Origin of the sequence: Desulfoluna spongiiphila, assembly GCF_900101345.1 — a bacterium.
GTDB classification, from domain to species: Bacteria; Desulfobacterota; Desulfobacteria; order Desulfobacterales; family Desulfolunaceae; genus Desulfoluna; species Desulfoluna spongiiphila.
Map to the genome: position 1 here is coordinate 567630 of NZ_FMUX01000001.1, position 12812 is coordinate 580441.

Genomic DNA, 12812 nt, shown 5'->3' on the forward strand with positions numbered 1-12812 from the left:
ATATATCCTAACGGTGGCGTCAATCTTGCAAGGTGCATGCAGGAGGGCCGGGCCTGAGCCATGGCCCGGCAATCCGAGGAACCGATCCGCCGAAAGGCACTTATCCATGACTGCAACAAAGGTGTGTATGCTGCGATGAAACTGACACTGGAACGATCGTCCAACACAAGCCGGTCCGGCATCTGGGTGGCGGCAGGCGCCGTGCTGATCCTGATCCTGGTGGTGCTTCTCCTTGCGGTCCGCAACCACCGCCGGGAGGTGGACAATGCCGACGGGCTGCTCCTGGCAAAGGGGGATGCCCTCCTCCGCACCATCGAGGCGGGAACCCGTGCCGGGATGTTGAGGATGCGATGGGGCCGGGGCCAGCTCCAGCATCTCCTGGAAGAGACGGGCCGCCAGCCCGGGGTCCTTTTCATCGCCATCACCTCCCCGTCGGGACGGATCCTGGCCCACAGCGACCGGGACGCCCTGGGCCTGGGTCTCAGGCTTCCCCGAGAGGCAAAGGAGGCCAAGGGCCTGCGCGCCGTGCAGAGGGAAGAGGCCGACGGCAACCTCACCTTTCTGGTGTGGCGGGAGTTCAAGCCCCTCATCGCCGACAGCCGGTCCGGACGGATGGGCGAGCACATGGGTCGCATGCATGGGGGGGATCACATGGGAGGGAGTTGGAAGGACAAGAAAGACCACAGGCTCTTTCCCGAGGAGAGGGACAAACCCCTCATTGTGCTGGCCCTGGACCGGACGCCCTATGATCTGGTCCGAAACCGGGACCTGCGCAGCACCCTGGTGATCTCAGGGCTCCTGCTTCTTCTCGGGGTCGGGGGCATTGCCTCGCTCTTCTGGTTCCAGACCTACCGCCTGGCCAAGGAGAGCTTAAGGGACACCAGCGCCATGGCCCGGGAGGTGGTCACCTCCCTTCCCGTGGGGCTCATGGTGGTGGACAGAGACGGGGCCGTCGCCTTTATGAACGCCGCCGCCGAAGAGATCTCAGGCCTTGAAAGCTCCGTGGTCCGAGGAAAACCCGCCGCGTCCGTGCTGCCCGGCCTCATGGACACCGTGGACACCGCCCTCAACGCCGGAAACCCCCTCCACGAGGAGGAACACCTCTGCCGGTTCCCCTCGGGCCGGAGCGTCCCTTTAAGCATCAGCGCCTCGTCCATCGTCCATGAAGACGGGGGCAGCGTAGGACGGGTGGTGATATTAAGGGACCTGCGGGAGGTCAAGCGCCTGGAAAAGGAGCTGCGCCACAAGGAAAAACTGGCCGCCATCGGCGACATGGCAGCAGGCGTGGCCCACGAGATCCGGAACCCCTTGAGTTCCATCAAGGGCATCGCCACCTATTTCCGGGGGCTCTTTGACGAGTCCCATGACGCCCGGGAGACCGCAGGCGTCATGATCGACGAGGTGGACCGCCTGAACCGGGCCGTCACGGAGCTCCTCACCATCGCAGGGCCCACCCGGCTGGTCACGGCACGCCACAACGTGGGCGATCTTGTGGAGCGCGCCGTTCGCCTTGTGGAAGCCGAAGCCGACTCCCTTGGGGTGACCGTGACGGTGGAGGCGCCGGAAACCCCGGTCATGGGCATTTTAGACGCGGATCGCCTCACCCAGTCCCTGCTGAACCTGTTTCTCAACGCCCTTCAGGCCATGAAGGAAACAGGTGGACGCCTTGCCGTCACCCTTGAACAGCCCCCCGGGATGATCCGCCTGTCGGTGGCCGACACCGGATGCGGCATGGATGCCGCAACCCTCTCAAGCATCTTTGACCCCTATTTCACCACCAAGGCCGACGGCACGGGCCTGGGGCTTGCCATCGTGCACAACATCATCGAAGCCCACGGCGGCACCATTGAGGTGAACAGCCGACCGGACCAGGGCACACGCTTTGACATCGGGCTGCCACAAGGAGATTAAATGAACCGAAAGATACGGGTGCTGATCGTAGACGACGACCGGGGCCATCGCATTACATTAAACACCCTGCTCCAGAGCTGGGGCCATGAGACCGGCACCGCCGACGACGGGCTCCAGGCCGTTACGTGCGTGAAAGAGGCGTCCTGGGACGCGGTGCTCATGGACGTGCGCATGGCCGAGATGGACGGCATCTCCGCCATGAAGGAGATCAAGGCCTACAACCCGGCCATTCCCATTTTGATCATGACCGCCTACTCCTCGGTGGAGACCGCCATAAGCGCCCTCAAATCCGGGGCATACGACTACCTGATGAAGCCCTTGGATTTCGACCTGCTGAAGCTCACCCTGGACCGGGCCGTTGAACATGCGGGATTAAAGGAAGAGAACCGTCAGCTGCGGGCCGACCTCGGGGACTCGCCCCTGGATGAGGTCATCGGCTCCAGCCCGGCCATGAAGGATTTGGGGGAGATGCTGGTGATGATCGCCCCCTCCGAGGCCACGGTCCTCATCACCGGGGAGAGCGGCACCGGAAAAGAGCTGGTGGCACGGCTCATCCACCGGAAAAGCACCCGGAGCCACAACCCCATGGTGGTGGTAAACTGCGCCGCCCTCACCGACACCCTGTTGGAATCCGAGCTCTTCGGCCACGAACGGGGCGCCTTTACCGGGGCGGACCGGCGGCGCGAGGGGCTCTTCATGCAGGCCGACGGGGGGACCCTCTTCCTGGACGAAATCGGTGAGACCTCGGCCGCCATGCAGGCCAAGCTCCTAAGGGTGATCCAGGAGCGGGAGTTCCAGAGGGTGGGGGGCGAATCCGTGATCTCCGTGGACGTGCGCATCATCGCCGCCACCCACCGGGACCTGGCCGCCGAGGTAAAGGCGGGGCGCTTCCGGGAAGACCTCTACTACCGCCTCAACGTGGTCTCCCTCACCATCCCGCCCCTTCGAAAACGCGACGGGGACATCCCCCTGCTTGTCCAGCATTTTGCCGACAAATACGCCGCAAAAAACCGGAAAACCGTCAAGGGCATCACCCCCGAGGCCATGGACCGGCTCATCCGGCACCCCTGGCCGGGCAACGTCCGGGAGCTTGAAAACACCCTGGAAAGGGCCGTGATCCTCATGTGCGGCGAGTTTGTCTCCGAGCGCGAGCTCCCCATGACCCTGGCCTCAGGCAACGAGACCGCAACCCGGTCGGAAAACCCCACGTCCATGGCGGGCAGGCCCCTGGCCGAGCTGGAAAAAGAGGCCATCCTGGCCACCCTCCGGGAGACCGGGGGCAACAAAAGCGAAACCGCACGGCGCCTGGGCATCAACCGCAAAACCCTCCACCTCAAACTCAAAACCTACGGCCTGGAGGGTGCCTGACGCCCCCGAGGGCTCAAAAAAAAACAAAAGCGAGGCCTCCGGCGGCGAGGTGTGCCACCTCGAAAGCAGGTTGCAAATGCGCTTTCCCCTTCGTTCCTCAGGGAAAATCACATTCGCCTTTGATTTTGATTTTGATTGGCCTGAATCTTTTTTTAAAGCCTGTTTGTCAAACTTTTCAAAAGTTTGGCCCCCGGCAGGGCCGCCGGAGGCATCTTTCGTAAACATGGTGCATTTGTTTTTTGCGCGAGCCCTAACCCGGGCTCCGGGTCCCGGGCAGGTAGATCTCAAAAAGGGTTCCTCCGTTGTCACTTGTCACATCCATGTGGCCGTCGTGGTCCCGCACGGTGTTCCACACCACGGAGAGCCCCAGGCCGCTGCCGCTGCGTCCCAGCACCTTGCGCGAATAAAAGGGTTCGAAGAGCCTCTGAAGGTCGTCGGCAGGGATGACGGGGCCGGTGTCCCGGACGCGGAGCACGACGTACTCGCCCCGCGCAACGTCCCCACCCTCCTTGAAAGGACGATCCATGTAGACGTTTCGCGTGGAGATCGTGACGGTCCCGGCCCCGTCGATGGCTTCCGAGGCATTGGTCACGAGATTCATGATGCTCTTTCTGAGGTGGGAGGCAGAATAACGGGCGTTCAGGAGGTTTTCGTCCAGGTCCGGGACGTACCTCACCTCGGGGTACAGGTGTTCCAGCTTCCGGAACTCGGCCGAGGCAAGGCACTCCCGCACGCTAAGATTCAGGTTGTGCGCCCCCTTCTCCACGGCCGCGCCCCGGGCCACGGTGAGAAGGTCTGAGACGATCTCTGCAGCCCGCTCCCCGGACTGTTTGATCATCTTCACGGGCCGGGCCATGGGGCTGTCCTCCGGCATGTCCATGAGGATCAGGTCCGGGTACCCCACAATGGCCGAGAGGATATTGTTGAGGTCATGGGCAATGCCGCTGACCATGACGCCCAACGATTCCATGCGCTTCATGCGGGAACTCCGCTCCCGGTTCTCCCTGGCCAGCTCCTCGGCCTCCTTTTTCCGGGTGATATCCCGTGAAATTCCCGCAATGCGACAGGTGGCGCCCTTTTCATCGATCATGGGGAACCACCTCACCTCGATCCACCGCACAGACCCGTCGGCCCATCGCACCCGAAAGGCGGGAAATCCGTCGGCACGGTCTCCATGATCCCGTTCTTTCATGAAGGCCTCCACCACCTGCCTGTCCTCGGAGACGATGTGCTCAAGCCAGGAGAGGGGGGCTTCATACAGACTCTCGCAGCTGTACCCCCACTGGGTTTCATAGGCAGGACTCACGTAGTGGACCACTTTCCAGTCCAGGGAACGGATCCAGAACACCTCGGTGATGTTCTCGGCAAGCTGGTGAAACCGCTGCTCACTCTCCCTGAACTTTCGGTTCCGGTCTTCAACCCTTCCCGTCAGGTCCTTTTTCTCCGCATAAAAGGCTCGTTTCTCGGCCTCAAAGTCCCTCAGGCGTTCCGCCATGGCGTTCAGGATCCCCATCTCATCGCGGCCCCCCACAGCCTCCGGCAGGACGCCCTCCCCCTTTCCGACCCGGCCTGCCAGGGCAGAGAGCCGGACAATGGGCCGGGTCAGGTACCGGGAAAACACAGCGACGGCCAAAGACCCCAGCAGGAGAAACACCAGGCCCATGGCCAGGGGCCCTGTGAGGCTTTGGTAAAGCGCCCTGTCCATGGCCCGGGTGGAAAGGGCCATGCGGACATACCCGATCACCTGCGTCTCCGAAGAGACCGAGGGCCGGACCGTTTCGGTTCCACCGGCATGGACCACCGGGGCAAGAAAATCAAAGGCCACAAGCCGGTCGTTACGCGTCACGGCCATTTCGCGAAACCCCGTGCCCGCTCCGGGTACCCCGGGAAACGAGGCGTCCACCTCCCCTTGGCTGCTGTCCAGGATCACGCGCCCGGAGGCGTCATACACCGCCAGCAGCACCACATCGTCCAGGGATGCCGCGTGACGCACGGTCCGGTTTAGAAAAACCACATCCGAATTCAGGACACCGGCCCTGCAGGCCTGGCTCAGGGTCTCCACCATGACCCGCCCCTTCCCCCGTATGACATCGCGTATCACGGCCCTGTTCTCCAGGTGATTGCAGAAAGCCGCCACCAGGGAGAAAAGGGCCACCAGGGAAAGGAAAAAAAGCATCAGCTTGCATCGAAAAGATCTCATCATCACGGGTCCCCCGCGGGTCGGCAGCTACGGCCGATCCACATGTCGTTCATTCGGACGGAGCCCTTACCGTCCGAACACGTAATCCCCCGGAGCCGAACAGCCCCTCCCCATGCCTGTGAACCGGCCCATGGAAGGGGGTGGCCCCTTTTTCCCCGACCCTCCCAGGAGCCACTTCTGCCAGTCCACCCACCAGGAGCCTTCCTTGACGGGGGTGTCATGGTACCAATGCCCCGGCGGCATGAAGCGCTGCCCCTCCCGCGTTGTGGCGATGCGGTACGAACGCCCTGGGTGGCCGGGCTCGCTCACGATGCCTGCGTTGTGCCCTCCCCGTGTCAGCACGAAGGTGACGGACCGGGCGTCCGAGGAGAGGTGAAACTTGTACACCGAGGTCCAGGGAGCCACATGGTCCTGCTCCGTTGCCACGAGAAAGACCGGCTCATGGATGTCGCTGATCACCACCGGGCGGCCCTTGACCCGGAAACGCCCTTCAAAAAAGTCGTTGTTCAAGAAGAGATCCCGGAGGTACCTGTTGTGCATGCGGCTCGGCATGCGGGTGGCATCGGCGTTCCAGGTCATCAGGTCGTTTAAGGGCTCCCGGATCCCTTTGAGGTACCGGTTCACCCAGGTTCCCCAGACGAGATCGTAGGCCCGGAGCATCTGGAAGGCGGCGGCCATCTGCCCGGTGTCCAGGTAGCCCTGGAACCGGATGATGTCCTCTAAAAAACTCAGCTGGGCGTGGCCGATAAAGAGCATGAGCTCTCCTGCCTCGGTAAAGTCGGTCTGGGCGGCCAGAAAGGTCAGGCTTTTCAGACGATCGTCCCCGTCCCTTGCCATGGCCGAGGCAGCCATGGCAAGGATGGTGCCTCCCAGGCAGTAGCCCACGGCATGGACCTTCTTCCCGGGAATCACCTCCTCGACTTTCTCCACCGCATCCATCACCCCCAGCTCGATATAGTCCTCAAGGTCCGTCTCCCGGTCCTCGTAGCCCGGGTTCTTCCAGGAGATCATGAACACGGTGTGTCCGCGGTCCACCAGGTACTTCACCATGGAATTTTGAGGGGACAGATCAAGGATATAGTACTTCATGATCCACGCCGGAATGATCAGCACCGGGTTGTCCACCACCTCTTTGGTGGTGGGGCGATACTGGATCAACTCCATGAGGCGGTTGCGGTAAATGACCTCCCCCGGGGTGACGGCAAGGTCCCTGCCCACCTCCAGGCCGGGTTCGTCCCGACGCACGGGCCCGCCGCACAGCCGCATCAGGTCCTCCATCCAGAAGAGCCCTCCGCGAACCAGGTTCCCGCCCCCCTCGTCTGCGGTCAGGCGCAACAGCTCCGGGTTGGTCCACAGGTGATTGCAGGGAGAATAAAACGCCAGCATCTCCCGGCCGATAAAGGAGATAAATGCCTGGTGCCGGGGCTTCATGCCGGGCACATCCGTGGCATAGGCCTCCCACCAGAGGCACCCCTTTTCGTAAAGCACCCGCATGCTGCGATAGGGTTCCGCATCCCAGGCCGGGTCGTCAAACCGGCACCGGGAACGTTCCCGTCCTGCCGGCGCTTCCGTTCCGGGCCGGGGGCTGGCCCCTTCGGCCAGGGCCTCGGCCGCCAGCCCCCAGAACCCGGTCCACAAGGCGGCCTGGGTGCCCGGCGAGTTGGCCAGGTGAAGGAGCCAGTCGCTGAAGGCCAGCCCCGTGGCCACGGGGGAAAAATTCATGGTCCACCGTCCCTGAACAGCATGCCAGAGGCTGTCCAGTTCCTGGAAAGCCCGGTTTTCGGGTCTCTCTCGCGTCATTGGGGTCACCCCTTGGTGTCTGGTGATAAACGATTCGGCCATGCCTGTGGCCCGGGGGATAGTCCATGGATGATGTCTATGCGAAGGGGGCGTTGCATTGAATCAATCGATTTGAGGAAGAGGGGAGCTTGTGATAGCAGATTCTGTCGTCCCTCATTTTACAATGAAGCATACCGAAAAACCATCACAGAAAACGCCAAAGGAGGCGAACCGTGAAACGTGGAATCTGGATACTTGCGGCCCTACTGGCCTGGGCGGTCTCGCCGGTGAGCGCCGACCTTCGGGCAGAAAACTGGAATGCCTTTGCCCCCTTAAAAGGAGAACTCACCATCTCCGGCGGCACAGCCCACATCCCCGTCATGAAAACCCTTTCCACCGAGATCATGAAGGCCAGCCCCGCCATCAGGATCTCCATTGCAGGAGGCGGATCCGGCCTCGGCATCAAACAGGTGGGTGAAGGCATCGTGGCCATCGGCAACTCGGGAAGGTCGCCGAAACCCCGGGAAATCGAAAAATACGGCCTTGTCCTGCATCGGTGGGCCGTGGACGGCGTGGCCGTTGCCGTGCACCCGGACAACCCGGTTCACGCCCTCACCACCGCCCAGTTGAAGGCGATCTACGCAGGCACCCTCACCAGCTGGAAAACCCTTGGCGGCCCGGACCGCGCCATCAACCTCTACACCCGGGACGCCTCGAGCGGCACCCGCTCCGTCTTCTGGAAAAAGGCCCTCGGCAAAGGGGAGATCCACGCCAAGGCCAACTTCGTCAAGTCCAACGGGGCCATGAAAAGCGCCCTGGCCGGAGACCCCTACGGCATCGGGTACCTCTCCGTGGGCCACCTGGACGCCTCGGTAACAGGCCTTGCCATCGACGGAGTGGCCCCCACCCTTGCCAACGTAAAATCAGGCACCTACGCCATTGCCCGCGGCCTGTTCAGCAACACCAAAGGTGAGGCAAGAGGCCTTGCCCGCGCCTTCATCGACGCCCTCTACTCCCCCCGGGGCCAGGAGATCATCGCCGCAAAAGGCTTTATTCCGGTGAAGGGATAATCAGAATACCTCCGGTTGGGTTTTACAAACAGGCCTTGCTTTTGTAACGACTCACATGCGAAAAAACAGCCTCCGGCGGCAAGGTGTGCCACCTTGAAAGCAGGTTGCAAATGCAATTTCCCCTTCGTTCCTCAGGGGAAATCACATCTGCCTTTCATTCAATGCCTCATGAGGGCATCGTGCCAAATAGCTGTTTGTCAAACCCGCTTTTTATAAATACAGGTAAAAGCTTGGCACCCGGCAGGGCTGCCCGAGGCATCTTTAACCGGGCTGCCTCCAAGGGCAAGGGGTGCCGCCACCTTAAAAACAAGTTGCGGATGCCCTCTCCCTGAGGAACGAAGGGAGAGGGCATTCGCTATCTGGGGTTCAGGGGATCATCCCCTGGCCGCCGGAGGCACGCTTTTCATGCTCGTTACCCCCAAAAGATGCCACGAGTGGATCGGTGAGGGGGCTGCCGCTTGGGCCGCCTTCGTCACCATGGGCCTGACCCTTGCCATCTTCGGGTTCATGGGCTGGCTGGCTCTCCCCCTTCTGGAGCAGGGGACCTTTGCCACCCTTCTGACCCCGGTGTGGCAACCGGGTCAGGGGCGCTTCGGACTCCTGCCCATGATCGGGGGTACCCTGGCCGTGGCCCTTCCCGCCACCCTTCTGGCCTTTCCCATGAGCCTCGGCTTTGCCTGCTTTGCCACCCACCTGGCCCCTGTCCGGCTCCGAAAAGGGCTCAAGGCCCTGGCCAGCCTCATGACCGGCATCCCCACCGTGGTCTACGGGTTCTCCGCCGTCTTTCTCCTCGTCCCCCTGGTCCGGCAGCTGGGAGGACGGGGTTCCGGCTTCTCCATTGTAGCCGCCGTCCTTGTGCTGGCCCTGCTCATCAGCCCCACCATGATCCTGATCCTCATCAGCGCCTTTGAAGCCTTGCCCCGGCAGTGGCTGCGCAGCTTCGCGGCCATGGGCGCCACCCCGGAAGAGACCGTGTGGGGGCTCCTCTTGCCCCAGTCCACCCGGGCCATGGCAGGGGCCCTGCTCCTGGGCCTGGGCCGGGCCACCGGGGACACCCTCATCGCCCTGATGCTGGCCGGCAACGCCGTCCTTGCCCCCGGCGATCCCCTGGGACCGGCCCGCACCCTTACCAGCCACATCGCCCTGGTCATGGCCGCAGACTTCGACAGCCCGGAGTTTCGTTCGGTCTTTGCCTGCGGGATCCTGCTCTACCTGCTGATCTTTGCCCTGACACTTCTTGTGAGGCGCCTCACAAGGAGGCCGGAAGCATGACCCCTGTAAAACGCGCCATGGTATACGGTAGCGCCCTGGTCTCCACCCTGCTCCTTCTGTCCGGGGCGGGCTGCTTTCTGGGGTACATCGTCCTCAAGGGACTGCCCGCCCTGAAGGTGTCCCTCATCTTCGGCGAGGTGTCGCCCTGGGAGGCCCTCACCCTTGCCACCCGGGTCTTTGACGGACTCTTCCCCGCCATCTGCGGCACCCTCTGCCTGGTGCTGCTCTCCGTGACCCTGGCCCTTCCCACAGGCATCCTCACCGGCATCTGGCTCTGCCACTTCGGCACCCCCAAGACCCGGGCCGCCCTCTCCCTGTGCATCGACACCCTGGCCGGGGTCCCGTCCATCGTGGTAGGGCTCTTCGGGTTCTCCTTTGCCATCCTCCTGCACAAAATCAGCGGGGGAGCCCTGGGACCCGGCCTGTGCGTGGCGGCCCTGACCCTCTCGGTGCTGGTGCTTCCCGGCATTGTCCGGAACACCCAGCTGGCCCTTGCGGCCATCGACCAGGAGACCCGGCAGGTGGTGGCGGCCATGGGAGCCACCCCGGTGCAGGCCATCTTCAGGGTTTACCTCCCCATGGCCTCCACCGGCATCTTTCGGGGGGCCATCCTGGCCCTGGGACGATGCGCCGAGGACACCGCCGCCATCATGCTCACCGGGGTGGTGGCCTCCGCCGGGGTGCCTTACGCCCTCTTCGGGCGGTTCGAAGCCCTCTCCTTTACGGTCTTTACCATCGCCTCGGAGTACACCGGCCCCGAAGAGCTTGCCAGGGGCTACGGGGCCGCCTTGCTCCTGCTCCTGCTCTGTGCCGGTCTTTTCGGCCTCTCCGCATGGATCACCAAACGCCTTGGCCCTGGCAACCATACATAAAAGACAGCTATTCAATGTATGCCTCCGGCGGCCCTGCCGGGGCCCAAACCTTTGAAAAATTTGACAAACAGACTTAAAAAACAGACCCCATTTAACCTGAATCAATGGCGAATGTGATTTTCCCTGAGGAACGAAGGGGAAAACGCATTCGCAACCTGCTTTCAAGGTGGCACACCTTGCCGCCGGAGGCAGTTTTTTACAATAAAAGAGAGCAGCAGACGCCCATGAAACTATCGATCCATGACCTCTCCTTTCGCTATGGTCCCCACACCATCCTGGACACCGTCTCCATGGAGGTTCCGGAAGGATCCCTCACGGCCGTCACCGGCCCCTCCGGGGAAGGCAAATCCACTCTCCTTTCGGTGATCAACCACCTCTGGTCCCCCGAGGAAGGGGCCCGGGTCACCGGCTCGGCCAGGGCGCGCTTTCACGACGGGGAGGTGGACCTTCTGGGCAGCGGACTCGACCTGCCCGCCCTGAGGCGCAAGGCGGCCATGGTCTTTCAGTCACCGTCCCCCCTTCCCTTCTCGATTTTCAAAAACGTCTCCCTGCCCCTCTCCTTTGCGGGGATACGAAAAAAAGAGGACGTCCACCGGCGGGTGCAGCGCGCCCTCACCCGGGCCGGCCTCTGGGAAGAGGTAGACAACCGGCTCCACACGCCTGCCACACGCCTCTCAGGTGGACAGCAGCAGCGCCTGGCCCTGGCCCGGGCCCTGGTTACCGAGCCTGAAATCCTGCTCCTGGACGAGCCCACCTCGGCCCTGGACGAAAGGAGCCGGGACCACATCGAATCACAGCTCCTGGAACTCAAGGGCCACTGCACCATCCTTCTCGTCTCCCACTCCGAGGCCCAGGTGAGCCGCCTTGCCGATGGGGTCTACCGGCTCACCGGGGGGCACCTTGAAGCCCTTCAGGACGGCTGACCCCGGGACGAATGGGTGGGCGTCATTTTGCAGATCCGCCTTGAAAATGCCTCTCCGACTGCTATAATGACAAAAACGTTTCATCGCATTGATTCCACGAGAAATAAGCGCCCGCGCCTGTCGCATCCCGCCCCTTGCGCCAAGGGCATATCCGCCCTCACACCGGGATCCGGGCCTCTCTTTCATCACCACCTAAAAAAGGAATCGCCTGATGTTAGCAGTGGGTCTGCAGGGAAGCCCTAGAAAAGGGGGCAACAACAATCACACCCTGGGTCTCTTCCTCGACCGCTTAAAAAGTCGCGGTTTTCAAACAGAGACCCTGCCCATCCCTCAAATGAAATTCGCATTCTGTATCGGCTGCGGATCGTGTGAAAAGAGCGGCTGGTGCATCTTTGAAGATGACTACGCCTTGAAAATCGCCCCCATGCTCCGCCGGGCGGAGGTGGTTGTCATGGCCTCTCCCGTCTACTTCTACGGCCCGTCGGGACAGCTCAAGTCCGCCATGGACCGGGGGCAGATGTTCTGGTCCCGGAAGTACCGGCTCAAGCTGAGCGACCCCGGCAAAAAAAGACGCCGGGGGTATATCCTCTCGTCGGCGGCCACCCACGGAGACGATCTCTTTACCTCCTTTGTGCTGAACGCCCGCTACTTCTTTGATGCCATCGACGCCACCTACGCAGGAGCCCTGACCTTTCGCGGGGCCGAAGGCAAAGGGGTCCTGGCCGGACGCGCAGACACGGAGAAAAGGGTCTATGCCGCTGCCGACCTTGCCGCAGGCCCCCTCTTCCCGCCAAAGCACCACATCCTTTTTGTCTGCAGGGACGGCGCCGTCAAAAGCCGAATCGCCTGGGCCCTTGCCATGGCACTCTCCCCGTCCACCATCTGGGTCAGCCATGCCGGCACCGAGCCCGGGGCCCACCTCAAGGTCCGGTGCGATGCCTGGATGGAGCGCAAAAAAACGGACATCAGATACATCCCGATCTTTGATCTCAACGAAAGCCTGGACACATTTTCGCCAAATTTGATAGTGGATATGGATGGATCGTTGACCGACAACCCGATGGCAACAGCCGATATCACCTGGGACCTGCCCGCGTCTCCCCCTGAAAACGACGACGAGGCCATGGCCCTCATCCGGCAGGTGGAAACCCGCGTCCGAAAACTCCTGGCCTCCCTGTGACACCAGGGGCTATAGGTGTCTCACGGCAGCCATGAGACAAAACGATCCACCCGGGTCCACCTGATACAGATCTGGCCCCCGTGGCCCCGGCAGGTGCCTGCGCCCCCTGGCCGAAAAGGATGATAAATCCGCACATTCCCATTTTATTGCCAGTCCTGGCATGCAAGATGCTTTACCCTTACCCCATGAGCCGCCCCCGGCATTGCCAGCCAGGGGCCACGCACCGACGCTTCGGCG

Annotated in this window: 9 protein-coding genes; 7 read left to right on the forward strand and 2 right to left on the reverse strand. The window is 62.4% G+C overall.

Annotated features, from left to right (window positions below; genetic code table 11):
- Nucleotides 1-135: 135 nt before the first annotated feature.
- Both BLQ12_RS02425 and BLQ12_RS02430 read left to right on the forward strand, forming a co-directional pair.
- Nucleotides 136-1911, forward strand: a complete 1776-nt coding sequence (locus tag BLQ12_RS02425; RefSeq protein WP_175469445.1) for an ATP-binding protein — start codon at nt 136-138, stop codon at nt 1909-1911.
- Nucleotides 1912-3279, forward strand: coding sequence for a sigma 54-interacting transcriptional regulator (locus BLQ12_RS02430; protein ID WP_092207835.1), 1368 nt, complete (start codon nt 1912-1914; stop codon nt 3277-3279).
- A gap of 250 nt (nt 3280-3529) precedes the next feature.
- Here the strand turns inward: BLQ12_RS02430 and BLQ12_RS02435 are convergent, their stop codons facing one another.
- Nucleotides 3530-5482: an ATP-binding protein gene (locus BLQ12_RS02435; RefSeq protein WP_092207837.1), complete on the reverse strand. Its 1953-nt coding sequence runs from the start codon at nt 5480-5482 to the stop codon at nt 3530-3532.
- Nucleotides 5483-5545: 63 nt separating this feature from the next.
- Entirely contained in the window at nt 5546-7279 is a 1734-nt protein-coding gene (locus tag BLQ12_RS02440) for a PHA/PHB synthase family protein (protein ID WP_175469446.1), read from the reverse strand.
- 212 nt (nt 7280-7491) lie between these two features.
- Here BLQ12_RS02440 and BLQ12_RS02445 point away from each other — a divergent pair, with 212 nt between their 5' ends.
- The 5 genes from BLQ12_RS02445 to BLQ12_RS02465 all read left to right on the forward strand — a co-directional run bounded on the left by BLQ12_RS02445 (nt 7492) and on the right by BLQ12_RS02465 (nt 12575).
- The gene (locus BLQ12_RS02445) at nt 7492-8328 is read left to right on the forward strand and encodes a phosphate ABC transporter substrate-binding protein (RefSeq protein ID WP_092207841.1); all 837 of its coding nucleotides are present in this window, start codon (nt 7492-7494) and stop codon (nt 8326-8328) included.
- A gap of 405 nt (nt 8329-8733) precedes the next feature.
- Nucleotides 8734-9600: a PstC family ABC transporter permease gene (locus BLQ12_RS02450; RefSeq protein ID WP_092207843.1), complete on the forward strand. Its 867-nt coding sequence runs from the start codon at nt 8734-8736 to the stop codon at nt 9598-9600.
- On the forward strand, nt 9597-10472 hold the full coding sequence (locus tag BLQ12_RS02455; protein WP_092207845.1) for a PstA family ABC transporter permease: 876 nt from the start codon (nt 9597-9599) through the stop codon (nt 10470-10472). Before BLQ12_RS02450 ends, BLQ12_RS02455 begins: the two co-directional genes overlap by 4 nt.
- Nucleotides 10473-10696: 224 nt before the next feature.
- Complete coding sequence (locus BLQ12_RS02460; RefSeq protein WP_092207847.1) at nt 10697-11395, forward strand: phosphate ABC transporter ATP-binding protein; 699 nt, start codon at nt 10697-10699, stop codon at nt 11393-11395.
- A 211-nt stretch (nt 11396-11606) separates the two neighbouring features.
- The gene (locus BLQ12_RS02465) at nt 11607-12575 is read left to right on the forward strand and encodes a flavodoxin family protein (protein WP_092207849.1); all 969 of its coding nucleotides are present in this window, start codon (nt 11607-11609) and stop codon (nt 12573-12575) included.
- Nucleotides 12576-12812: the final 237 nt, after the last annotated feature.

Bases quoted from the DNA above. Each gene is read 5' to 3' on its own strand.
- BLQ12_RS02425 (WP_175469445.1), top strand. From the start codon at position 136: ATGAAACTGACACTGGAACGATCGTCCAACACAAGCCGGTCCGGCATC.
- BLQ12_RS02430 (WP_092207835.1), top strand. From the start codon at position 1,912: ATGAACCGAAAGATACGGGTGCTGATCGTAGACGACGACCGGGGCCAT.
- BLQ12_RS02435 (WP_092207837.1), bottom strand. From the start codon at position 5,482: ATGATGAGATCTTTTCGATGCAAGCTGATGCTTTTTTTCCTTTCCCTG.
- BLQ12_RS02440 (WP_175469446.1), bottom strand. From the start codon at position 7,279: ATGACGCGAGAGAGACCCGAAAACCGGGCTTTCCAGGAACTGGACAGC.
- BLQ12_RS02450 (WP_092207843.1), top strand. From the start codon at position 8,734: ATGCTCGTTACCCCCAAAAGATGCCACGAGTGGATCGGTGAGGGGGCT.
- BLQ12_RS02455 (WP_092207845.1), top strand. From the start codon at position 9,597: ATGACCCCTGTAAAACGCGCCATGGTATACGGTAGCGCCCTGGTCTCC.
- BLQ12_RS02460 (WP_092207847.1), top strand. From the start codon at position 10,697: ATGAAACTATCGATCCATGACCTCTCCTTTCGCTATGGTCCCCACACC.
- BLQ12_RS02465 (WP_092207849.1), top strand. From the start codon at position 11,607: ATGTTAGCAGTGGGTCTGCAGGGAAGCCCTAGAAAAGGGGGCAACAAC.